This window comes from Streptomyces sp. NPDC001068 (assembly GCF_042897315.1).
Lineage (GTDB): Bacteria > Actinomycetota > Actinomycetes > Streptomycetales > Streptomycetaceae > Streptomyces.
Window position 1 is genome coordinate 39,108 of the sequence record NZ_JBIAYD010000010.1, and the last position, 23,950, is coordinate 63,057.

At 71.8% G+C, this 23,950-nt stretch carries 19 protein-coding genes; 18 read left to right on the forward strand and 1 reads right to left on the reverse strand.

Going from position 1 to position 23,950, the window contains the following annotated elements; all coding sequences use genetic code 11:
- The first annotated feature begins 70 nt into the window (after positions 1-70).
- From ACFY3I_RS26920 to ACFY3I_RS27000, 17 genes are all read left to right on the forward strand, one after another.
- On the forward strand, positions 71-1,168 hold the full coding sequence (locus tag ACFY3I_RS26920; protein ID WP_365289000.1) for an LLM class flavin-dependent oxidoreductase: 1,098 nt from the start codon (positions 71-73) through the stop codon (positions 1,166-1,168).
- Positions 1,165-1,752 carry an FMN reductase gene (locus ACFY3I_RS26925; RefSeq protein ID WP_390863393.1) on the forward strand — a complete coding sequence of 196 codons (588 nt, stop codon included), beginning with the start codon at positions 1,165-1,167 and terminating at the stop codon, positions 1,750-1,752. Before ACFY3I_RS26920 ends, ACFY3I_RS26925 begins: the two co-directional genes overlap by 4 nt.
- A gap of 169 nt (positions 1,753-1,921) precedes the next feature.
- A complete protein-coding gene (locus tag ACFY3I_RS26930; RefSeq protein WP_365289002.1) occupies positions 1,922-2,656 on the forward strand; it encodes a response regulator transcription factor in 735 nt (244 codons plus the stop codon).
- A 9-nt stretch (positions 2,657-2,665) separates the two neighbouring features.
- The gene (locus ACFY3I_RS26935) at positions 2,666-4,108 is read left to right on the forward strand and encodes an ATP-binding protein (RefSeq protein WP_390863830.1); all 1,443 of its coding nucleotides are present in this window, start codon (positions 2,666-2,668) and stop codon (positions 4,106-4,108) included.
- 120 nt (positions 4,109-4,228) lie between these two features.
- On the forward strand, positions 4,229-4,801 hold the full coding sequence (locus ACFY3I_RS26940; protein ID WP_390863395.1) for a hypothetical protein: 573 nt from the start codon (positions 4,229-4,231) through the stop codon (positions 4,799-4,801).
- A gap of 174 nt (positions 4,802-4,975) precedes the next feature.
- Positions 4,976-5,638, forward strand: a complete 663-nt coding sequence (locus tag ACFY3I_RS26945; RefSeq protein ID WP_390863397.1) for a hypothetical protein — start codon at positions 4,976-4,978, stop codon at positions 5,636-5,638.
- A gap of 602 nt (positions 5,639-6,240) precedes the next feature.
- Positions 6,241-7,215 (forward strand): phosphate ABC transporter permease subunit PstC, encoded by a 975-nt coding sequence (gene pstC / locus ACFY3I_RS26950; protein WP_390863399.1) that lies wholly within the window; start codon positions 6,241-6,243, stop codon positions 7,213-7,215.
- Positions 7,216-7,217: 2 nt separating this feature from the next.
- Positions 7,218-8,600, forward strand: coding sequence for a phosphate ABC transporter permease PstA (gene pstA / locus ACFY3I_RS26955; protein WP_390863401.1), 1,383 nt, complete (start codon positions 7,218-7,220; stop codon positions 8,598-8,600).
- Positions 8,600-10,285, forward strand: coding sequence for a phosphate ABC transporter substrate-binding protein PstS (locus ACFY3I_RS26960; protein ID WP_365289007.1), 1,686 nt, complete (start codon positions 8,600-8,602; stop codon positions 10,283-10,285). The genes pstA and ACFY3I_RS26960 overlap by 1 nt, the downstream gene beginning before the upstream one ends.
- Entirely contained in the window at positions 10,282-12,894 is a 2,613-nt protein-coding gene (locus ACFY3I_RS26965; protein ID WP_390863403.1) for a hypothetical protein, read from the forward strand. The genes ACFY3I_RS26960 and ACFY3I_RS26965 overlap by 4 nt, the downstream gene beginning before the upstream one ends.
- A 134-nt stretch (positions 12,895-13,028) precedes the next feature.
- Entirely contained in the window at positions 13,029-15,020 is a 1,992-nt protein-coding gene (locus tag ACFY3I_RS26970) for an Ig-like domain repeat protein (RefSeq protein WP_390863405.1), read from the forward strand.
- 74 nt (positions 15,021-15,094) lie between these two features.
- Entirely contained in the window at positions 15,095-16,009 is a 915-nt protein-coding gene (locus ACFY3I_RS26975) for a sortase (protein ID WP_390863407.1), read from the forward strand.
- Positions 16,010-16,023: 14 nt separating this feature from the next.
- A complete protein-coding gene (pstB, locus tag ACFY3I_RS26980; protein WP_390863410.1) occupies positions 16,024-16,905 on the forward strand; it encodes a phosphate ABC transporter ATP-binding protein PstB in 882 nt (293 codons plus the stop codon).
- A 349-nt stretch (positions 16,906-17,254) separates the two neighbouring features.
- Positions 17,255-17,518 (forward strand): hypothetical protein, encoded by a 264-nt coding sequence (locus ACFY3I_RS26985; protein ID WP_365289012.1) that lies wholly within the window; start codon positions 17,255-17,257, stop codon positions 17,516-17,518.
- A gap of 142 nt (positions 17,519-17,660) precedes the next feature.
- The gene (locus ACFY3I_RS26990) at positions 17,661-19,460 is read left to right on the forward strand and encodes a phosphatidylglycerol lysyltransferase domain-containing protein (protein WP_390863413.1); all 1,800 of its coding nucleotides are present in this window, start codon (positions 17,661-17,663) and stop codon (positions 19,458-19,460) included.
- 110 nt (positions 19,461-19,570) lie between these two features.
- Positions 19,571-20,590 (forward strand): cytochrome c oxidase assembly protein, encoded by a 1,020-nt coding sequence (locus tag ACFY3I_RS26995; RefSeq protein WP_390863415.1) that lies wholly within the window; start codon positions 19,571-19,573, stop codon positions 20,588-20,590.
- A gap of 316 nt (positions 20,591-20,906) precedes the next feature.
- Positions 20,907-22,412 carry a dolichyl-phosphate-mannose--protein mannosyltransferase gene (locus ACFY3I_RS27000; RefSeq protein WP_390863832.1) on the forward strand — a complete coding sequence of 502 codons (1,506 nt, stop codon included), beginning with the start codon at positions 20,907-20,909 and terminating at the stop codon, positions 22,410-22,412.
- A 9-nt stretch (positions 22,413-22,421) separates the two neighbouring features.
- On the opposite strand, the gene ACFY3I_RS27005 is transcribed toward ACFY3I_RS27000, so the two are convergent.
- Positions 22,422-23,012, reverse strand: a complete 591-nt coding sequence (locus ACFY3I_RS27005; RefSeq protein ID WP_390863417.1) for a dihydrofolate reductase family protein — start codon at positions 23,010-23,012, stop codon at positions 22,422-22,424.
- Between the two features lie 108 nt (positions 23,013-23,120).
- Here ACFY3I_RS27005 and ACFY3I_RS27010 point away from each other — a divergent pair, with 108 nt between their 5' ends.
- Positions 23,121-23,909, forward strand: coding sequence for an SAM-dependent methyltransferase (locus ACFY3I_RS27010; protein ID WP_365289017.1), 789 nt, complete (start codon positions 23,121-23,123; stop codon positions 23,907-23,909).
- The last annotated feature ends 41 nt before the right edge of the window (positions 23,910-23,950 follow it).

The window sequence follows — 23,950 nt, forward strand, 5'->3', positions numbered from 1 at the left end:
GAATACCGGAGGGTGGGGTCTCGTTGTCCAGGTATAGTTGAACCGTAAACAACCTGGAGGGTGAGCGAGCATGCAGTTCGGGATCTTCACGGTCGGCGACGTCACGCCGGACCCCACCACGGGCCGGACGCCGAGCGAGCGGGAGCGCATCAAGGCGATGGTCGCGATCGCGCTGAAGGCCGAGGAGGTCGGCCTGGACGTCTTCGCCACCGGTGAGCACCACAACCCGCCGTTCGTGCCGTCGTCGCCGACCACCATGCTCGGGTACGTCGCCGCACGCACCGAGAAGCTGATCCTCTCCACCTCCACCACGCTGATCACCACCAACGACCCGGTGAAGATCGCCGAGGACTTCGCGATGCTCCAGCACCTGGCCGACGGCCGGGTGGACCTGATGATGGGCCGCGGCAACACCGGCCCGGTCTACCCCTGGTTCGGCCAGGACATCCGGCAGGGCATCAACCTCGCCATCGAGAACTACGCCCTGCTGCACCGGCTGTGGCGCGAGGACGTGGTGAACTGGGAAGGCAGGTTCCGCTCGCCGCTGCAGGGCTTCACCTCCACCCCGAGGCCGCTGGACGGGGTGGCCCCGTTCGTCTGGCACGGCTCGATCCGGTCGCCGGAGATAGCCGAGCAGGCCGCCTACTACGGCGACGGCTTCTTCCACAACAACATCTTCTGGCCCGCCGACCACACCAAGCAGATGGTCGAGCTGTACCGGACGAGGTACGCCCACTACGGGCACGGCACGCCCGAGCAGGCGATCGTCGGCCTCGGCGGCCAGGTGTTCATGCGGCACAACTCGCAGGACGCGGTGCGCGAGTTCCGTCCGTACTTCGACAACGCGCCCGTCTACGGCCACGGTCCCTCCCTGGAGGACTTCACCGACCAGACGCCGCTGACCGTCGGCACGCCCGAGCAGGTCATCGAGAAGACGCTGGCCTTCCGGGAGTACGCCGGCGACTACCAGCGCCAGCTGTTCCTGGTCGACCACGCCGGGCTGCCGCTCAAGACGGTCCTCGAGCAGATCGACATGCTGGGCGAGGAGGTCGTACCGGTCCTGCGCAAGGAGTTCGCGAACGGCCGTCCCGCCGGCGTCCCGGAGGCGCCGACCCACGCGTCCCTGGTGGCCGCCGCCGCGGCGGAGACGAAGGAGGTCGGGGCATGAAGCTCGTCGTCGTGTCGGCGGGGCTGAGCGTGCCGTCGTCCACCCGGCTGCTGGCCGACCGGCTGGCGGCCGCGGTGGACCGGCAGGCCGACGGCGTCGAGGTCGAGGTGGTGGAGCTGCGCGACCTCGCGGTCGAGATCGCGCACAACTTCACCAACGGCTTCCCCGGGCGCAGGCTCGCGGCCGCGCTGGAGGCGGTGGCGGACGCGGACGGCGTGATCGCGGTCACGCCGGTGTTCACGGCGTCCTACAGCGGCCTGTTCAAGTCGTTCTTCGACGTGCTGGACAAGGAAGCGCTGGTGGGCAAACCGGTGCTGATCGCGGCGACCGGCGGCACGGCCCGGCACTCGCTGGTCCTGGAGCACGCGCTGCGGCCGCTCTTCGCCTACCTGCGGGCCGTGGTCGTACCGACCGGCGTGTACGCGGCGTCGGAGGACTGGGGCGCGGAGGGTCTGGAGGACCGGGTCGAGCGGGCGGCGGGGGAGCTGGCGGCGCTGATGACAGGGCTGAGCGGTGCGAAGCGGGAGGCCCCGCCGGTGGTGGTGCCGTTCGAGGAGCAGCTGGCGCGGCTGGCGGCGAGCTGAACGGGACGTGCCCCGCGAGGGGCACGGGGAGGTGCGCGACCGGCCCTCGCCGGGCGGACAGCCCAGGCTCGACGCCCGTTGCCCCTGTGACGGTGAGAGGCCGGTAAAAAGGGTGATCGTAGGCCCGCTCACTCCGGCCTGACCGCCGGGGCCTTGGCAGACTGGGTCTGTGTCCCAGACTGTGCTGCTCGCCGAAGACGACCGCGCCATCCGCCACGCCCTGGAGCGGGCTCTCACCCTGGAGGGTTATGAGGTGACGGCGGTCGCGGACGGTGTGGAAGCCCTCGCGAGCGCCCACCGGGACCGGCCCGACGTCCTCGTCCTCGACGTGATGATGCCGGGCATCGACGGCCTCCAGGTGTGCCGCGTGCTGCGCGCCGAGGGCGACCGCACGCCGATCCTGATGCTGACCGCGCTGGTGGAGACCGCCGACCGGATCGCGGGACTGGACGCCGGCGCCGACGACTACGTCGTCAAGCCCTTCGACGTCGAGGAGGTGTTCGCCCGGCTGCGGGCCCTCCTGCGGCGCACCTCCCCGGTGACCACCGGCGGCGGCCCGGGCGGCGGCGTCTCCGAGTCCGGCCGGGAGCCGCAGATCTCCGACCGGCAGATCGAGGCGGCCGGCCTGCGGATGGACCTCCAGGCCCGCCGGGCCTGGCGCGGCCGGCGCGAGCTGGAACTGACCCGCACCGAGTTCGAACTGCTGGAACTGCTCGCCCGCAACGCCGGGATCGTCCTGGACCACTCCACGATCTACGACCGTATCTGGGGCTACGACTTCGGCCCCGGCTCCAAGAACCTCGCCGTCTACGTCGGCTACCTGCGCCGCAAGCTCGACGAGCCCGGCGCGCCGCAGCTGATCCACACGGTCCGGGGCGTGGGTTACGTGCTGCGGGAGGACTGAGTGGGACGCCTGCGGCGGCTCCGGCGGGTCCTCGTCACCCGCAGGCCCGGGCTCGTCTCCCTGCGCACCACCTTCGTCGTCTCCTTCGCGGCCGTCACCGCCGCCGTCACCGTCGTCGTCGGCATCCTGTCCTACAACGCCGCCGCCCGGCTGGTCCGTGTCGACGAGCAGTCGGTGTTCACCCAGGTCGTCTCCGACGTCCAGGACGAGGTCAAGCAGGACCGGATGGTCCCCGAGGACTTCTTCTCCTCCTCCCGGCCGGGACACGACCTGGTCCGGCCGGTCCGTACCGACGTGCAGGTGCTCGGCGCCCGGGGCGAGGTGGTCGACCACGGCAGCCCGGCACTGCCCGTCACCGGCGCGGACCGGGCCGCCGCCATGGCGGCGGCGGCCGGGACGACCGCCCAGCACAAGGACGTCCGGGTCGGCGACGACCTGTTCCGGATCGCCACGGTGGCGCTCGGCGACGGCCGGGGCGCGGTGCAGGTGGCGCAGGAGTTCAGCGACACGGAGGACCTGCTGCGGGCGCTCCAGCAGCGGACACTGGCGCTGATGGCGGCGGTGGTGGTGGCCGCGGGGCTGTTCGGCTGGTGGCTGGCCCGGCGGATCACCCGCCGGCTGGTGATCCTCACCTCGGCCGCGGAGGACGTGGCCCGCACCAGGCAGCTCGGCATCCAGGTGCCGGTGACGGGACTCGACGAGGTGGGCCGGCTGGGCCGGGCCTTCGACCGGATGCTCGGCCGCCTCGCCCAGTCGGAGGAGGACCAGCGCCGACTGGTCCAGGACGCCGGGCACGAACTGCGCACCCCTCTCACCTCACTCCGCACCAACATCTCCCTGCTCCGCCGGATCGACGAACTCCCGCCCGCCACCCGCGACGAGCTGGTCGCCGACCTCGGCCAGGAGGCACGCGAGCTGACCGACCTGGTCAACGAGCTGGTCGACCTCGCGGCCGGCCAGTCCGACATGGAGCCGCCGCAGCGCGTGGACCTGGCCGACATCGCGGAGGACGTCGCCGGGCTGGCCCGCCGCCGCACCGGCCGCGAGATCCTGCTGCGGACCGCCGGCGACACCACCACCGACGGCCGTCCGGGCCTGCTGCAGCGGGCCGTCTCCAACCTCGTCGAGAACGCCGCCAAGTTCGACCGGGACGGCAAGGCGCCCATCGAGATCAGCGTCTCCGGGCCCGCGAGGCCCGGCACGGTCCGCGTCGAGGTCCTGGACCGCGGTCCGGGTATCGCCGAGGGCGACCTGATCCGGATCTTCGACCGCTTCTACCGGGCCGCCGACGCCCGCTCCCTGCCCGGCTCGGGGCTCGGCCTGTCCATCGTCCGCGAGGTGGCGATGGCCCACGGCGGCGCCCCCTTCGCCTTCCGCCGGGCGGGCGGCGGCGCGGTGATCGGGTTCACGGTGGGCGGGGGACTGGCGGGCGGCGGCACGGAGCGGGCGTGAACCGCGCCCGCGCGGAAGCGGGCGTGCGGGGGGACCGACGAGCGGGCGCGCGGGGCCTCCCTGCACAATCGGGCGTGATCACCGGCCGGTGATCGGCACGGTTCGCAGGGGCGGGGAGTCATGTTCGGTAAGCGGTTCGCGGTGGGCATGGCCATTGCGATGGTGATCGGCACGCTCGGCGCCTGTTCGGGCGGCGACGGCGGCGGGGACACCGCCTGGGAGTCGGGCGGCACCACGTCGGACGGTTACGACAGCGGCTCCGTGAGCGACACCGGCTCCGGGCAGGACAGCACCCCGTCGGTCCGGGACGACAGCGTCCACGGCCTCAAGGAGGCAGTCCGGCACGTCGGCGCGAAGACCGTCAAGGCCACCCGGCCCCACCTGGTCCCCAGGTGCACCACCGCCACCCGCCGGGTCCGGCACACCTCCACCAGCAGGACCGGCGGCCGACGCACCACCCGAACCTGGTACACGACCGAGCGGCACCGGTCCTGCACCAAGGTCCGCAGCGGCACCGAGACCTACCGGAGGACCGTGCGCACCGAGAAGTGGTGCGTGGAACTGGACGACGTGAACGGCGTCAGGAAGCGGGACGACGTCTGGTACGAGGTCAGCCGCTCGGTCTACGGCGACGCCCTGACGGCGGACCGGCACGCCCGCCTGGAGTTCGTCCCGGCCCGCGAGTCCTGCTGAACCGCCCGCCCCTGTCCCCGTCACAGTTCTGTGCCGAGTCCAGATGCCCCTCGTTCGCCTTCGGCGGGTCGTGCCTAAGGTGATCGCCGCGGTGACGGATCTTGACCGGGTCCGGGGCCGCGGGGACTGTTCTGGGCGCAGGGGGGCGTTTTCGGTATGGGGGAACGATCAGGCATGTCCCGGCGTGTGCCGGCGCGGCCCGTCGCCGCGGTTCTGGCCGCCGTCGGGGTCGTCGCCGGGGCGCTGGTGGGCGGGCCGGGGCTGGAGTCGGTGCCGGGGTGCTGGACGTCCGGGGACCTGTATCCGTCGCAGACCGCTGAGGACTGGGTGTCGTACGCCGATCACGTGGTCGTCGCCGGCCCGACGCGGGAACGGGAGACCAACCGGCGGACCTACGGCAAGGGGGCCGTGGCCTACGCCATGGACCGGCGGGTGACCTTCCGGGTCGACAGCCGTCTGTGGTCCCGCGATTCGCCCCGGCACACGATCGGGACGGACTTCGACATGGTCGCCCCGGGCTGGCGGGTCTACCGGTCCAGCGGTGCCCGGGTGCCGCAACCGGCCACCGACGCGCCCCGGCTCCAGGTCGGGCACACGTATCTGCTCGCCCTGCGCTGGAGCGGTGACGGCTGGGCGGTCCTCGGTGAGGGCGCAGCCGTGCCCTTCGACGAGCACACCGCAGACCGTGGCGAGTGGTGCGGCCGGGTGCTGAGCGAGGAGGACGTCGCCGAGGGCGAGCGGTTCTCCCGGCACGACGACCACAGCCTGGAGAAGGCGCTCCTCGGCCGTGACGAGGCCGCCGTCAGGCACGCCCTCGCCGCGGCCGCCCGCGGCTGAACCGGCTCCCCCCGCCGACACGGCACCGCCCCACCAACACGGCTCCGCCGCAAGGGCCTTCACTTCACGGGGCTCCGCCCGCCGGGCCCCCGTTTCCGTCCCGTCGGCCGGGATGGCGTGCGGTGTCCGGTGGGTCGGTTTACCGAATCTTGGCTCAAGTCGCTCGCCGGTTCTGCGGCCCGGTGGTCCCGGTGATCGGCAGCCCAACTCCGTTTCCCCTACAGCAACTTAACTCCCGCTTCACCCGGCCGCAGCCTCGCCGCCCACCCCCCGGCCGCCCCCGCGCAGCCCACAGGCCCCGTCCGCCCGCTCACGGGCGCCTTCGCCCCCGGCCGTCCGTGCCTTCACACCCGCACACCGCCGCGCCGGACCCGACCCCTCCGACCCTCCAGTACACACACGCCCACATCTCCCCCACTCAAAAGGCATGAACAGTTCACCTGTTCTCCATATCTGACGCTCTGGTGCGCAAGGAACCGGCCATTGACTCTGTCCGCGCGGTACCCCGCTTCGGGGCCGTGTGGGGAGAATCGTTTTCGTATAGGGGGGACACAGTGGTGTCCACACTTGAGGGTTCCGCAGGGGCGGAATCCGAAAGACCCGTGCCCAGGCAGCTGTCCGCCGCCCGAGGGCTCGGGGACCGGTTGTTCCGGTACCAGTTGACGGGCACGGGTGTGACCGTCCTCGCGATCATGGCAGCGGTGGGTCTGTTCCTGCTCCTCCGGGCCGGGCAGGCGCTGCGGGCCCGAGGTGTCTGGGACTTCCTGACGACCGCCGAGTGGCAGCCGGACGTGCACAGGTTCGGCATCGCCGCCGTGCTCACCGGCACGCTGCTCATCGCCGCCGTCGCCGTCACCATCAGCGTGCCGCTGGCCATCGGGACCGCCCTGTTCATCTCGGACATCGCGCCCCGGTCCCTGCGCCGCACGCTCGTCACGATGGTCGACCTGATGGCCGCGGTGCCCTCCGTGGTCTACGGCCTGTGGGGGCTGTTCTTCCTCCAGGAGCACGTGATCGGGCTGTCCCGCTGGCTGTCGGACTGGTTCGGGTGGATCCCGTTCCTGCACGTCGACGGCACCCAGCCGGGCGAACCGCTGGCCTCCCAGAGCGTCTACACCGCCTCCACCTTCGTCGCCGGCATCGTCGTCGCCCTGATGGTCGCGCCGATCCAGTGCTCGGTGATGCGCGAGGTGTTCGCCCAGGCACCGGCCGGTGAACGCGAGGGCGCCTACGCGCTCGGCGCCACCCGCTGGGGCATGATCCGCAGCGTCGTGCTGCCGTACGGCATGGGCGGGATCATCGGCGGCACGATGCTGGGCCTCGGCCGGGCGCTCGGTGAGACCATCGCGGTCTACCTGATCATCTCCCCGGTCTTCGTGATCCAGCCGCACATCCTGCAGACCGGCTCGAACTCGGTCTCCTCGCTCATCGCCCTGCACTACGGCGATGCCTCCACCTTCGGCATGTCGGCGCTGATGGCCGCCGGCCTGGCGCTGTTCCTGCTCACCCTGGCGGTCAACTTCACCGCCTCCTCGATCGTGGCGCGGTCACGGTCCGGCGCCCAGAGCGAGGCCTGACGATGACCGTCGTAGACCTTGAGAAGAACCCTCCGCAGGACGCCCCCCGGGACGTTCCCGCGCCCGGTACGACGCTCGTGGCCGCGGAGGTCCCCGCGGACGACGCGGCCGCCGAACTCCCCGACGCGCCGCGCCGGATCGGAGGGCTCACCCGCTCCGGGGTGCTGTCCCTGCTGGGCGCCGCCGCCTCCGGGCTGTGCACCGCGATCCTGCTCTTCGGTGAACTCGCGCCCTTCTCCGGCGCACTGGGGTTCTTCGTCACCGCATACCTTTCATTCCTAGGTATCTACGCGGTGTTGACAGGGCTTGAGGAGGACGGCCAGGCGGTACGGGACCGCGTGATGACCATCGTCCTGTGGACCGCGGGCGGGCTGATGTTCCTCGCGCTCGCGATGGTCGTCGGCTTCACCGCGTGGCGCGGCCGGGAGGCCCTGCCGCACGGCAACTTCTTCACCCAGGACATGCAGGCGGCCGGTCCCCTCGACCCGCTGACCCACGGCGGCATCGCGCACGCCATGCTCGGCACGCTCATCATGATCACCATCGCGCTGACGATCACGGTCCCGCTGGGCCTGGCCTGCGCGGTGTACCTCAACCAGATCCGCGGCCGCTTCTCCCGGTTCGTCCGGACGATCGTCGAGGCGATGACCGCGCTGCCGTCGATCGTGGCCGGCCTGATGGTCTACGCGGTCTGGATCCTCGGCCTCGGCATGCAGAAGTCGGGCCTGGCGGCAGGCTTCGCGATCAGCGTGATGATGCTGCCGATCGTCATCCGCGCGTCGGACGTGGTCCTGCGCCTGGTGCCGGGCACGCTCACGGAGGCCTCCGAGGCGCTCGGCGCCCCGCGCTGGCGGACGGTGTGGCACGTGGTCCTGCCGACGGCCCGCTCCGGCCTCGCGACCGCCGTCATCCTCGGCACGGCCCGCGGCATCGGCGAGACCTCCCCGGTCCTGCTGACGGCGGGCTTCACGGCGGCGCTCAACGCCGACCCGACGAGCGGCCCGATGGTCTCGCTGCCGCTCGCCGTCTTCAACTTCGTCAAGTCCCCCGAGCCGACGATGATCGCCCGCGGTTTCGGCTCGGCGGCGGTCCTGATGGCCCTGGTCCTGGTCCTCTTCGCGATCGCCCGGGTGATCGGCGGCCGCGGCCCCGGCCACCAGAACAAGCGCCAGGCGAAGCGCGCCGCGCGGGCCTCGCGCAGGGACGCCGAGCGGTTCGCCGAACTGCACACCCCGGGACCGGGGTTGTTCGAGCCCGCAGCCTCCCCGGCCGACGACGGGACCGAGCGCCCCGAAGAGGGCGCGGGGAACGGCGCGACCGGCCCCCACCCACCCGCACCCGACAACGAGACCGAACACGGCCCCACGGACGGAGACAGCCACTGATGTCCAGCCAGCTCCTCAACGCCCTGAGACGGCTGGGCATACTCGCCGCGCTTCTCAGCATCCTGAGCCCCCTCACCGTCATCGGCATGGCGCAGAGCGCGTCCGCCGACAGCTACACGCCCATCGCCGGCGCCGGTTCCACCTGGGCCGAGAACGCCGTCGACGAGTGGCGCCGGGCCGTCAACCAGTACGGCATGCGGATCAGCTACGCCGGCACCGGTTCGTCGGACGGCCGCCGCCAGTTCCTCTCTGGGACCGTCGACTTCGCCGTCTCCGACATCCCGTTCCAGACGAAGCCCACCGACGGCAGCGCGGCCGAGCGCCCGGCGTCCGGGTCGTACGCCTACATGCCGATCGTGGCCGGCGGCACGGTGTTCATGTACCACCTCACCGTCAACGGCAAGCGGGTCACCAACCTCCGCCTGTCCGGCGACGTGGTCACCAAGATCTTCACCGGGGCCATCAAGACCTGGGACGACCCGGTGATCAAGGCCGACAACCCCGGCCTCCAGCTGCCGCACCGCACCATCGTCCCGGTGGTCCGCTCGGACGGCTCGGGCTCCACCGCCCAGTTCACGATGTGGATGGCGAACCAGCACAAGGCGCTGTGGAACGCGTACTGCGGAAAGGTCGGCCGGTCCGGCTCCTGCGGCCAGACCTCGTACTACCCGACCGTCTCCGGCATGATCGCCCAGTCCGGTGACCTCGGTGTCGCCGGTTACGTCGCCCAGAACTACGGCGAGGGCGCGATCGGGTACGTCAACTACTCGTACGCGCTCAACGCGCACTACCCGGTCGCCAAGGTCCTGAACCACGCGGGCTACTACACCGAGCCCACCCCGCAGAACGTGGCGGTCTCGCTGCTCAAGGCGAAGATCAACACCAACAAGAGCTCGGCGGACTACCTCACCCAGCAGCTCGACGGCGTCTACAACGACACCGACAAGCGCAACTACCCGCTGTCCAGCTACTCGTACATGATCCTGCCGCTGAAGGTGCAGGGCACCTTCACCAAGGTCAAGGGCAAAACGCTCGGCGCGTTCTCCTACTACTTCATGTGCCAGGGACAGCAGCAGGCGCCGAAGCTCGGCTACTCACCGCTGCCGATCAACCTCGTCCAGGCTGGCTTCGACCAGATCCGCCGAATCCCGGGCGTGGCGGCCCAGAACATCAACATCAAGAACTGCAACAACCCGACGTTCACGGCCAGCGGACAGAACCGGCTCGCGCAGACCGCGCCGTACCCCGCCGCCTGTGACAAGAAGGGTGCCGCGCCCTGCACCACGGGCACCGGCGGCACCAAGACCTCCACCGGCAACAACAACGGCTCCTCCGCCGCCGGCGGTTCCACCGGCACCGGCGGTGCGACCGGCACGGGCGGCGACAACGGCGGCACCGGCGGAAGCAGCGCCACGCCGTCCGTCGACCCCGACACCGGCCAGACCGTCTCCCCGGACGGCACCGGCTCCGGCGGCACCGCCTCTTCCGGCGGTACGGCCGCGGGCGGCACCGTCGCCCTCGCCCAGCCGGTCGCCGTGGCCACCGGGCACGGCTGGACCGCCACCCAGACGCTGATGCTGCTGGCCGCGGTCCTGGTCTTCGGCCTGCTCCTGCTGCCGTCGCTGGTGTCCCGCCTGGTCGGCGCCAAGAGCAGCAACCGCACCGACGAGGGGAGTACGCGGTGAGACGCGGTCGGATACGCAACGCGCTGGTACGGCTCCTCGCGGGCGCCACGGTCGGCGCCCTCGCCGGACTCGCGGTCGCCCAGACCGCGCCCACCGCCACCGCGGCCACCGGCTCCGCCGTGACGGTCGCCGGGCGCGGCGAGTTCAAGGACATGAAGTTCACGGTCTCCCAGACCACCCACCTCACCAGCCAGGCCGTCACGGTGAGCTGGACCGGTGGCGTGCCCACGGCCTTCGCCGGCACGCAGTTCAACACCGACTTCGTGCAGATCATGCAGTGCTGGGGAGACGACGACGGCACCGTCCCGTCGAACCCCGGTCCGTCGCGGACCCAGTGCCAGTACGGCGCCTCGCCGACCACCGGCCGCTCGTCCTGGCCGGGCAACGGCCAGGACGACACCCGGCAGGTCTTCTACAGCGCCGACCCCTCCAACTACGGCCAGGACGACCGGTACGGCGCCGCCAACCCGAACGCCGGCGGTGAGGTCCCCTTCAGGTCGGTCGACGGCACCACGATCACCACGAACACCCAGAACAACGCGCTGTACAGCTACAACACCACCAACGAGATCGACTTCGCCCGCACCGGCGCGGGCGGCACCGGCAAGGAGTTCTTCGAGGTCCAGACCGCGAACGAGGCACCCCACCTGGGCTGTGGCGTTCCGGTCACCACCGACGGCGTCACCAGGCCCCGCTCCTGCTGGCTGGTGATCGTCCCGCAGGGGCACCTGGACCTGGACGGCAAGCCGTACGCGGACCACAGCCAGGTCAACGCGGGATCCCCGGTGTCCTCCACCAACTGGCAGAACCGGATCGCGGTCAAGCTGGACTTCAACAGCGTCGGCAACAACTGCGCTCTGGGCGCCGACGAACGCCCCACCACCGGCAGCGAGCTGGCGGCCGAGGCGATGACCAGCTGGCAGGCCCAGCTCTGCTCGGTCGGCAAGGTGTTCAGCTACACCGAACTCGGCGAGCCGGACACCCGGTCCCGGCTGATCGCGGACGGCACGTCGGGGCTCGCCTTCACCACCCGGAAACTGGGCGCCGACCCGGCCGCCCCGGCGCCCCCGGGCACGACGACGTACGCGCCGGTCGCGCTCTCCGGAGCCGTCATCGCCTTCACGATCGAACGCAGGTCCTCGTCCGACGCACCCGCGTCCGAGGAGAAACTCGACGGCACCAAGGTCGACTCCATCAAGCTGAACGCCCGCCTGGTCGCCAAGCTGCTCACCGAGTCCTACCGCAGCTCCACCTGGGGTTCGGTCATCGACGGCAAGGCGGCCAAGGGGTACGGCTGGGCGCGGACGAACCCGTCCGGGCTCGCCTCGGACCCGGAGTTCCGCGAGCTGAACCCGGAGTTCGCCTACCTGTCGGTCGCCGAGACCCCGGCCACCGACACCGACCTGATGACCTCGCTCGGCCACTCGGACAGCGCCCGCGCGGTCTGGCAGTGGGTCTACGCCGACAAGGAGGCCCGGCAGTTCCTCGCCGGTGTCCCCGACGACTACGGCATGCGGGTCAACCCGTACTACAGCACCAACACGGACCTGAACCCGCTCGGCGTCGCCTTCGACCCGTCGAACGCCGACGACTACCCGAAGAGCGACCCGTGGTGCACGGTCCCGCCCGGTTCGGACGCGCCGGACACGAACAAGCAGTGCATGATCGACTTCCACCCCTACGTGGAGGACATGCACGCCGGCGCCCTGCACGCCCGCCGAGCGGACACCCTGTGGAAGTCCACCTGGGATCCGCTGGCCACCCCGCCCGCCTACAAGACCTCCGGCCCGCAGATCGTCGGTTCGCGGTTCGTGATCACGATCACGGACGCGGCCTCCGCCGCCCGCTACGGTCTTCAGACGGCTGAGCTGAAGAACACCGCGGGCAGGTACGTGGCCCCGACCACGGACGCCCTGACCGCGGCCGCCGCGACCGCCACCGGGTCCGGCGTCACCGAGATCACCCCGGCGAACGCCACGGCCAAGGACGCCTACCCGCTGGCCCAGCTGGTCTACGCGGTGGTCCGGCCCGGCAAGGTCAGCAAGGCCGCCCGCCAGGACTACGCGGCCCTGCTGCGCTACACCTCGTCCACCGGCCAGACCCCGGGCGCCGATCCGGGCCGGCTTCCCGTGGGCTACGCCCCGCTCTCCGCGAAGCTGCGCGGTCAGGCCGTCAAGGCGGCCGACGCGCTCCTCGACTACACCGGCCCGACCTCCACCGGCGGCCCGGCCGACGGCGGCGGTCCCAGCACCGAGGGCGGCGCCCCCTCCGGCACCGACGGTGTCGACGGCGGCAGCACCGGCGGCCCCGGCACGGACACACCGGCCGACGGCGCCAGTGCCACGCCGAGCCCCAAGGCGTCCTTCGACGGCGGCAAGTCGCTGGAGACCACCGCGGCCGGAAACACCCCGGCCGACCCGGCCAACCCGCTGCGGTACGCCGTCCCGGTCGGGGCCGCGCTCGGTGCGTTCGCCGGAGTCGGGGCGCCCTTCGCGGGCGGCGGCCGGCTCAGGCTCCCGCTGCGCCTCCCGCTGCCGGGCGGCCGGACCGTGACCGTCGTACCCGAACTACCGGAGCTGTCGCGCCGACTGCGCCGACTGTTCCCGTAGCCACCGAGCGCCTCGCGCGCTCCCACAGACGGCCGCCCGCCCCGAAAGGCAGTCGGGGCGGACGGCCCGTACCACCCTGCCAGATACCTCTGGCAACACCCCAGCTAGCCAGCTCTCGTCACAGGAGACTCTCGATGCGCAGACTGCGCTCTCAGGCGGCGTTCGTCGCCGCGGCCGTGGTGGCCGGCGGCATCGCCCTCGCCAGCCCGGCGGTCGCCGACCCCGACGCCGGTGCCTTCCGCCAGCTGGTCGGCGTCGGCTCGGACACCACCCAGGACGTGCTCAACGCCCTGGCCGGCGACACCGTCAACACCACCAGCTACAGCGGTACCGCGGTGAAGTCGGTGAACGGCGCGGGCATCGCCTCGTACGACGCGATCCAGCCCCTCACGGGCGCCACCGGAACGAAGATCACCACCCGTACCGGCGGCACCACCTTCCTGCGCCCGAACGGTTCCGGCGCCGGCCGCACCGCCCTGAGCCAGTCCCTGACGGGTGACCTGGACGCCTCCGGCGCCTCGGTCAAGGGCCAGGTCGACTTCGCCCGCTCCTCCGGCGGTCCGTCCAACTCCGGCACCGCGCTCACCTACATCCCGATGGCGCGTGACGCGGTCGGCGTCGCGGTCAAGGGCTCGGGCCTGGACACCCTGACGGTGAAGCAGCTGCACGACATCTACATCGGTGCGCTGACCGTGGTGAACGGCCAGACCGTGCACCCGAAGATCCCGCAGAGCGGCTCGGGCACCCGCAAGTTCTTCCTGAACGCGATCGGCGTTCAGGACAGCGACGTTCCCGCGAACATCGGTGTCGTCCAGGAGAACCAGGCCAACGCGGCCCTCACCGAGGACGGCGCGCTCGTCCCGTTCTCCGTCGGCTCCTGGATCGCCCAGAACAACGGCGTCTCCCCCAACTACAGCAAGGAGGCGGCCGCCGCCGGCGGTCACCTGGCCTCCGTGCAGCTGCCCGGCGACGACGGCGCCACCAGCCCGATCACCACGGTGAACGGCAAGCTGGCCCCGGTCAACGCCTACTACGAGAACTCGACGTTCGGCCGTGACGTGTACAACGTCGTGCCGAGCCGGGCGATCGACCCGACCAGCATCTTCTTCGACAAGGACCTCTACGACGTCTTCGTCACCAGCGGCAGCCACACCGCGCAGCTGGCGTCGGACAACGCCGAGACGGTCATCGCCAAGTTCGGCTTCGTCAACGAGTCCTACAACGGCTCGGTCTCCGTCGCCCGGCACGCCAAGCTCGGCGGCCTGGAGGAGGGCGGCACCTTCGACTCCTCGGTGCCGAACGCGCCCGCCGTCAAGAGCACCGTCGGCGACGCGAGCCTCAAGCTCACCTGGACCCCGAACAGCGCGGCCCCGGCCATGCCGGTCACCGACTACCGGGTCACGCTGACCGGCCCGGACGGCGGCGTCGTCGCCGTCAAGGACGTCACGGCCGCCACCCGGTCGCTGTCCTTCACGGCCCTGGCGACCGGTACCTACACCGCCACCGTCACCGCCAACAACGTGAACGGCACCGGCGCGGCGGCCACCTGGACCGGCGCCGTCAAGTACGCCAGCACCACCAAGGCCACCACCGCCACCACCGCCTACGGCAAGACCCCGAAGGTCGCCGTCACGGTCACCGGCACGCACGGTGTGAAGCCGACCGGCAAGGTCACCGTCAAGGACGGCACCACGGTCGTCGGCACCGGCACCCTGGACTCGTCCGGCAAGGTCACCATCGGCCTGTCGAACCACCTCAAGGTCGCCACGCACGCGCTGTCGGTGTCGTACCCCGGCACCTCCAAGCTCAACGCGTCCTCCTCGCTGGTCTCCCTGAAGATCACCAAGGCGTCGGCGGCGGTCTCCACCTCGCACCCGACCTCGGTGAGCCACACCGCCAAGGCCAAGGTCACCGTCAAGGTCACCGCGACCGGCACCACCCCGGGCGGCTCCGTCCGTATCTACCAGGGCTCCAAGGTCATCGCGACCGGCACCCTGAGCGGCGGCCACGTCACCATCACGCTGCCGAAGCTGTCCAAGGGCAAGCACAGCCTGCACGCCTTCTACGTCGGTTCCTCGACCGTGAACTCGAAGACCGGCGCCTACTTCACCATCACCTCCAAGTAACCCCCTGACGGGCCCGCCGGGAGCCTCAGCGCTCCCGGCGGTCCCGCACGCGTCTTCCGAAGGAGGCGGGCATCGTGACCGTCGCCGTACCGACACCGAAAGCTCTGGCTGCGGCCGTGCCGCGCAGGCCCGTCCGCAGTGTCACCTTCGTCCGCCACCTCTCGCGTGGCGGACTGCTCAGCCTCGCCGCCCTGCTGCTCGGCATCACCGTGCAGCTGCTGGTGGTCAGCGGCGCCCAGCAGCACGCGGCCCAGCACGCCGACTTCGACCAGCTGCGCGAGCAACTCGCCCTCGGCACCGCCCCGGTGTCCCAGACCGGCCAGGACGGCAAGCTCCTGGCACCGGGCACCCCGCTCGCGCTCGTCAAGATCCCGAAGCTCGGTCTGAGCCAGGTCGTCCTGGAGGGCACCGACTCCTCCGTGCTGACCGACGGCCCCGGGCACCGCCGGGACACCCCGATGCCCGGTCAGGCCGGCACCAGCGTGCTGATGGGCCGGGCCGGCGCCTACGGCGGCCCGTTCGGCCGGCTCGCCGAGCTGACCAGCGGCGACACCTTCACCGTGATCACCGGCCAGGGCAAGGCGAACTACCAGGTCATCGACGTACGACGGGCCGGGGATCCGGCGCCGACCGCGCTGGCCGCCGGCAAGAGCCGCCTGGTGCTGATCACGGCCACGGGCCCGAAGTTCGCCCCCTCTGGCATCCTGCGCGTCGACGCCGACCTGGTCTCCGAGGCCTTCCAGACCCCCTCGGCGGTGATCCGCGCCGGGACCCTGCCGGCCTCCGAGGAACCCCTCGCCCGCCCCTCCGGGGTGCCGTGGCCGCTGGTGATGTGGCTGCAGGCGCTGCTGCTCACCGCCGTGGCCGCCGTCTGGACCTGGCACCGCTGGGGGCGCCACCAGACGTGGATCGTCTTCGCCCCCGTCGTCGCGGTGCTCGGCCTCCAGGTCGCCACGCGGACCACCGAACTGCTGCCGAATCTGCTGTGAACCAGGTGAATGAGATGACCGAGACCGCCACGACCGAAGTCGACGAGACCGCCACGACCGACAGCGCGACGGCTGACACCGCCGTGCTCCCCGCCGCCGTCCCGGTGGCGGAGGGCCCCGCCCCCGCCACCCTGGAAGCCCGTGCCGTCTCCGCCTGGTTCGGCTCCCACCAGGTGCTCAGCCGGGTGTCGCTGACCATGCCCGCGGGCGAGGTCACGGCGCTCATCGGCCCGTCGGGCTGCGGCAAGTCCACGTTCCTGCGCACCCTCAACCGGATGCACGAGATGATCCCCTCGGCCCAGTTCGGCGGCGAGGTGCTCTTCGAGGGCGAGGACATCTACGAAGCGTCGTGGCGGCTGACCGACGCGCGCCGCAGGATCGGCATGGTCTTCCAGAAGCCGAACCCGTTCCCCGCCATGTCGATCTACGACAACGTGGTGGCGGGCCTGAAGCTGACCGGCACCAAGGTGAACCGCCGGGAGAAGGACGAACTGGTCGAGGAGTCCCTGACCCGCGCGGGCCTGTGGAAGGAGGTCCGTGACCGGCTCCGCCAGCCCGGTGGCGCCCTCTCCGGCGGCCAGCAGCAGCGTCTGTGCATCGCGCGGGCCCTGGCGGTCCGTCCCCGGGTGCTGCTGATGGACGAGCCGTGCTCGGCCCTGGACCCCACCTCCACCCGCCGGGTGGAGGAGACCATCCAGGACCTGGCCGGCGAGGTCACGATCGTGATCGTCACCCACAACATGCAGCAGGCGGCCCGCGTCTCCCAGCAGTGCGCCTTCTTCCTCGCGGAGCAGGGCACCCCGGGCGGCATCGTCGAACACGGCGGCACGGACGCGGTGTTCAACTCGCCGCAGGACCAGCGCACCGCCGACTACGTGGCGGGCCGGTTCGGCTGAGCCACGCCCACAGCAGGACGGTCGAGCGCCGCCGGGTCTCCGCAGGGAGCGGAACCGGCGGCGCACGTGTCGGTGGGTCCGGCCGGACAGGGCGGTCCGCCCCCCGGCGTCATCCCCGCGTACGCCGCGCCGTCACCCGTGCGGACCACGAGGGTGGGAGGCTGCGAGCCGGCGCACGAGCACACCGAACGCACCGAGTACGCCGAGTACGCCGTGCACACAGGCCCCGCGCGCGCTGCCCCGCCGCGTGCACGCCGACAGGAATGCGCACGTCCTGAGGCCATCCGGACCCTACGTATTGTAGGTTCCCCATCGGCCACGGCGGCTCGTCAGCTCATCGGGGGTACTCATGCAGGGCACGGACGCAACGGAGACGCGGCGCAGCCTCGCACCCACGGTGGCGATGCTGGTGGCGAGTCTGCTGGTCGCGGCGGTGGGCGTGTACGAGCTGTCCGGCTTCGGCCTGCACAGCCTCGACCGGCGCCCGCACCTGTTCAGCGACGGGCTGGCCACGGGCGGGGTGATCGTCGCCGCGGTGGCGGCGGGGGCGGCGGTCGGGAACCTCGCGTGGGTGCTGGTGGCCCGCCGTCGGGCCGACCGGGAGTGTCCGTAAGAGGACGCCCTCCCCTTTCTCACCGTATTCCGCACCACGCGCGGTCGTTCCGCCGTCTCCCGCCGTTACCCTACTGACTGTAGGGTCAGCTCCCTCCGCCATCGCCCCGTCCCCGCCCCCGTCCCCAAGGTGACCGGTCACCATGCCCGCACAGCAGTCGACCCTGCCCTCCGCACGTGCATCCGCCGACCGCCGCGCCTGCGCCGGCCCGCCCGGCGCCGCACTGCGCAGGCGGGCCGCCGACGCCACCGTCTGGTACCTGCGGCTGATCGCCGTACTGAACATAGCGGCGGTGCTGTCCCTGCCGTTCCGCCACGAGGTCGACGAGCACAACAACGGCCGCCTCACCCTGCACCTGCACCGGCAGCACGCCCACCACTCCGGTGAGTTCTTCACGCCGTACCTGGCCACGGCCGGCCTGGTCTCGGCCGCCCTCGCCATCTTCTTCGTGCTGGTGATGCGCCGCCGCAAACGCGCCGCGTGGGTGGTCAACGTCGTCCTGTCCACCCCCCTCTTCGCCCTCTACGTCCTCGCCCTGACCCAGCACGAGTACCGCGCCCACGCCTTCAACTGGGTCTCCGCCGCCCTCACCGGCCTCTTCGTGGCCGCGCTGCTGATCAGCCGCCGGGAGTTCGACGCGATCGGCGACCCGTCGAACCCGAGGCTGGCACTCGCGGTGGGGGTGGGCGGCGTCGCGGTCACCGGCGCCCTCGGCACGCTCCTGGTCCACGTCACGAACAAGCTCCCCGGCGCCACCCTCGCCGACGAGATGGCCTACACGCTCCTGCGGGGCATCAGCGTCGGACCGCTCGCCGACCAGGTCACCGCGGTCCACGCCTCCCGCTGGACCGACATCGTGATCAACGTCCTCCTGGCCGCCGCCTTCTGCCTGGTCCTGTACGCCGGTTTCCGCTCGCCGCGCGGGCGCCGCCTGCTGAGCGCGGAGGACGAGTCGAGACTGCGGGGGCTGCTGGACCGGCACGGCGCCCGCGACTCCCTCGGCTACTTCTCCCTGCGCCGCGACAAGATGGCGATCTTCTCGCCCACCGGCAAGGCGGCGGTCACCTACCGCGTCGTCGGCGGCGTCAGCCTGGCCTCCGGCGACCCCATCGGCGACCCGGAGGCGTGGCCCGGCGCGATCGACGCGTGGCTGACGGAGGCGCGGCAGCACGCGTGGACGCCCGCCGTCATGGGCGCGAGCGAGGAGGCCGGCACCGTCTACGCCCGCCACGGCCTGGACGCCCTGGAACTGGGCGACGAGGCGATCGTCGACATCGCCGACTTCACCCTCGAGGGCCGCGCGATGCGGGTGGTCCGCCAGGCCCACAACCGCGTCCGGCGGGCCGGCTACACGGTGCGGGTCCGCCGCCACGAGGACATCCCGGCGGACGAGATGGCCCTGCTGATCGACCGGGCCGACCACTGGCGCGACGGCACCACGGAACGCGGCTTCTCGATGGCGCTCGGCCGCCTCGGCGACCCGGCGGACGGCCGCTGCGTGATGCTGGAGTGCCGGGACGCCGACGACGTGCCCCGCGCTCTGCTCAGCTTCGTGCCCTGGGGTGAGCAGGGCCTGTCCCTGGACCTGATGCGCCGCGACCGCGACGCGGAGAACGGCCTGATGGAGTTCATGGTGGTGGAACTCCTCCTGCGGGCCTCCGACCTGAAGGTGGACCGGGTCTCGCTGAACTTCGCGATGTTCCGCTCGGTCTTCGAACGCGGCTCCCGCCTCGGCGCCGGCCCGGTCCTGCGCCTGTGGCACGCCACTCTCACCTTCTTCTCACGCTGGTGGCAGATCGAGTCGCTGTACCGCGCGAACGCGAAGTACCGCCCCATATGGGAACCGCGCTACCTGCTCTTCGCCCGCAGCAGCGACATCCCCCGCATCGGTCTGGCCAGCGCCCGCGCGGAGGGCTTCCTCACGGTTCCCTGGGGGTCGTGACCCCGGGCGACCCCGGTGCGGACGGCGGACGGCTCGGGTATACCGTCGCGCAGTGGGTCTGACCTGACCCGTTTCGTCCCCGAACCGAGGACCCGAGGAGCGTGAGCGGGATGGCCGAGCTGACCGCCGGTCGGTTGCTGACGTCGTGGCAGCTCGACGTGCCGGCGCTGCTGCTGGTCCTGGTGCTGGCCGGGCTGTACGGCTGGGGTGTGCTGCGGGTGCGCGCCCGGGGTGGGTCCTGGTCGCCGGTCCGTACCGCCGCCTTCGCTGGCCTGGGTCTGGGCGCGCTGGTGGTGGCCACGATGTCCGCCCTCGCCGTCTACGACCACGCGCTGTTCTGGCCGGCCGCCGTCCAGAACATCCTGCTGGACCTCGTCGCGCCGCTGGGCCTGGCGCTCGGCGACCCGCTCCGTCTCGCGGCGCGCGCCCTTCCGGGGGCCGGGGCGGCCCGGCTGCGCCGCGCCATGACCGGCCGGGTGGTCCGTCTCCTGACCTTCCCCCTGGTCAGCACGGCACTGGTGCTCGGCACCGAACTGACCGTCTACTTCACCCCCTACTTCGGCACCGCGCTGCGCGTGGGCTGGCTGCACGAGCTGATGTACCTGCACCTGCTGGCGGCGGGCTGCCTGTTCGTCGTACCGGTGCTGACCGGGGAGGAGGCCCTCCCCGCCTGGTGCACCCACCCGGTCCGGGCCGCTCTGGTCTTCCTGGACGGTGTGATCGACGCGGTCCCGGGGGTGGTCGTCATGACGCACGGCACGCTGATCGCCGGCGCCTGGTACCTGCACCACCATCCGTCCTGGTCGCCGGATGTCCGGCAGGACCAGCAGATCGGCGGCGGCGCGATGCTGGGCATCGCCGAGCTGGTCGCGCTGCCGTTCCTGCTGGTGATCCTCTTCCAGTGGGCGCGGGCGGAGCGGGTGCAGACGGCGGAGCTGGACCGTCACCTGGACCGGCAGCAGGCCGCCGCGGCCCCCGTCTCCGCCGTACCCGTCGCGGGGCTCGCCCAGTCCGGTCCGTCGGGTCCGTCCGTTCCGTCCGTTCCGTCCGACGGGCGGATGCGCCCCTGGTGGGAGACGGAGAAGAACGAGGTGGCCGACCGGATCCGCCGCCAGCACGGCGAGCGCTGAGTGTGACGCAGCAGGGCGCCCGGAACTGCAACCCCGGCGAGTGAAAACACGTCCAACTGACGTGGCCCAGTTGCTCGATGGAACAGACGGAACAGACGGAACAGACGGAACAGACGGAACAGACGGAACAGACGGAACAGACGGGACGGACGGGACCGGGGGCAGGGTGCGTCCCCCGCTCCGGCGGACCACCGAGCCGGCTCCCGGCGCCGCCGACGTCCGGGAGCGACTCGTCCCGCCGTTCCCGGAGCCGTCCACCCGCCTGTGGGCGCTCGCCGGTCTCCCGCCGGCGGCCGCGTACCGGGTCGCGAGGGCGATGGAGTGGCTGGGGCCGGTACTGGTCGCCGTGCTGGCGGGGGCGATCCGGTTCTGGCGGCTCGGCCGGCCGGACGAGGTCGTCTTCGACGAGACCTACTACGCCAAGGACGCCTGGTCACTGCTGCGCCTCGGCTACGAGGGCACCTGGCCCGACCGCAAGATCGCGGACCCGCGGATCCTCGCCCACCCCCAGGTGGTCTCCCTCTCCGACACCGGCTCCTTCGTCGCGCACCCCCCGACCGGCAAGTGGGTGATCGCCGTGGGCGAGCAGCTGTTCGGCCTGACGCCGTTCGGCTGGCGGTTCGCGACCGCGCTGCTCGGCACGGTGTCGGTCCTGATGCTGTGCCGGATCGGACGCCGCCTGTTCCGGTCGACCTTCCTGGGCTGCCTGGCCGGACTGCTGCTGGCGGTGGACGGGCTGCACGTCGTGATGAGCCGCACGGCGCTGCTGGACCTCGTCGTGATGTTCTTCGCGCTCGCGGCCTTCGGGTGCCTGCTGGTCGACCGGGACCGGGCGCGGGCCCGGCTCGCGGCGGCGCTGCCCACCGGCGCGGACGGCCGGACACGGCCGGACGCCGACACGGGCGACCGGGCGGGAACGGGACTGCGGCCCTGGCGGCTCGCGGCCGGCCTCCTCCTGGGCCTGGCGGCGTCGACCAAGTGGAACGGCCTCTACTTCCTGGTCTTCTTCATGGCCCTGACCGTGCTGTGGGACGTGGGCGCGCGCCGGGTGGCCGGTGCCCGTCACCCCTGCCGGGCGGTGCTGCGCAGGGACCTCGTCCCCTCCGTGCTCTCCCTCGCGCCGGTCGCCGTCGCGACCTACCTGGTGACGTGGACCGGCTGGTTCCTGTCCGACGACGGCTGGGGGCGCCACTGGGCGGACGGCCGCGGCGGGACCTGGTCGTGGATCCCGGCCCCGCTGCGCAGCCTGTGGCACTACGAGTACCTCGTGTACCAGTTCAACGTGGGGCTGCACGCGCCCCACAAGTACCAGTCGAACCCGTGGAGTTGGCTGGTCCTCGGCCGCCCGGTGCTGTTCTCCTACACCTCGCCGCAGCCCGGCGAGGACGGCTGCCACTCGGCGTCCCCCTGTACCCGGACGGTCCTCGCCCTGGGCACCCCGGTCCTGTGGTGGGCCGCGTGCTTCGCCCTGGTCTACCTCCTCTACCGCTGGGCGCTGCGCCGCGACTGGCGGGCCGGTGCCGTCCTGTGCGCGGTCGGCGGCGGCTACCTGCCCTGGTTCCTGTACCAGGACCGTACGATCTTCTTCTTCTACGCGGTCGTCTTCGTGCCCTACCTGTGCCTGGCCGTGGCGATGCTGATCGGAGCCGTGCTGGGTCCGCCGGGCGCGACGGAGCGACGGCGGCAGACCGGCGCGGTGGCGGCGGGTGTCCTGGTCCTGCTCATCGTCTGGAACTTCGTCTACTTCTTCCCGATCTACACCGGCCAGACCATCCCGTACTCCGGCTGGCAGGCCAGGATGTGGCTCGACACCTGGATGTGAGCGCGGAGATCACTGCGCGGGGGCGGACGTCCCCGCGGGCCGGCGCGCCACGTGACGGAGGAGGACGACTCCCGACGCGAACGTACGGGTCTCGACGAGTTCGAGATCCACCCGGCGCTCCTGCCGGGGGAAGTACGGAACGCCACCGCCGACCAGCACCGGATGGACGATGGTCCGGTACTCGTCGATCAGACCCGACGCGGCCACCTCGACGGCGAGCGCCGCACCACCGATGGCGATCTCACCCGTCCCCGGCTCGGCCCGCAGCCGCGCGATCTCCTGCGCCGGAGTGCCGGACGCCAGACGGGCGTTGCCCCGCACCTCCGTCAGCGTGGTGGAGAACACCACCTTGGGGAGCGGCTTCCACAGCGCGGTCCACTCGCGGTCCGCTTCGCCGAGCGAGGGGTCCTGGTCGGCGGTCTCCCAGTACAGCATCGTCTCGTACAGCCGCCGGCCCAGCAGGTGGACGCCGACCTCCCGGATCTCGTCGATCCAGTAGCGGAAGACCTCCGGGTCGGGGTCCGTCCAGTCGAAGCCGCCGTCCGGACCGACGATGTAGCCGTCGAGCGAAACGCCCATCGAATAGGTCACCTTGCGCATCGGAACCTCCAGTTGTGCTCAAGTCGCCCACTGTCCACGGCAGATGAGACGACGAGTACGATCACCGCGAACTCGCTCTGTACCTCTCACCGGCGCGATGGAGTTGCCATGACGACCAATCCTCAGCCGTCCGGGTCGATCGACACCAGCAGGGCGCACCCCGCGCGGGTGTACGACTGGCTGCTCGGCGGCAAGGACAACTACCCGGTCGACGAGGCCGTCGGTGAGAAGCTGCCGCCCGAGGCGAGGGACGCGGCCCGGCAGAACCGCCAGTTCATGCACCGCGCCGCCGCGTGGCTGGCTACCCAGGGCGTCGACCAGTTCCTGGACATCGGCACCGGGATACCCACCGAGCCGAACCTCCACCAGATCGTGCAGAACGTGGTGCCTTCGGCGAAGGTCGTCTACACCGACAACGACCCGATCGTCCTGCGGCACGCGGAGGCGCTGCTGATCAGCCGTCCCGAGGGGGCGACCGACTACATCCAGGCGGACGTGCGCGACCCGGAGGCGATCGTCCGGCACGCCCGGCACATCCTGGACTTCGACCGCCCGGTCGCGCTGTCGCTCATCGCCCTGATGCACTTCATCAGCGACGAGCAGGGCGCCCACGACATAGTCCGGGCCCTGGCCGAGACGCTGCCGTCGGGCAGCCACCTGATCCTCTCGCACGCCGCGTCCGACCTGTACCCGGACCTGGTCGAGCAGGTCGTCGCCGAGTACGCCAGGGGCGGCATCCGTCTCGCCTTCCGCACCCGTCCGGAGGTGGAACGGTTCTTCGACGACATGGACCTTGTCTCCCCGGGCCTGGTCACGGCGACGGAGTGGTTCCCCACCGCCCCGGTCGCGACCCCCGAGGGCAGCGGCATCTACGCGGGCGTGGCCCGCATCCGCTGAGAGCCGCCGGGGCGGGCGGTCCCGCGGTCCCGCCCGCGCGC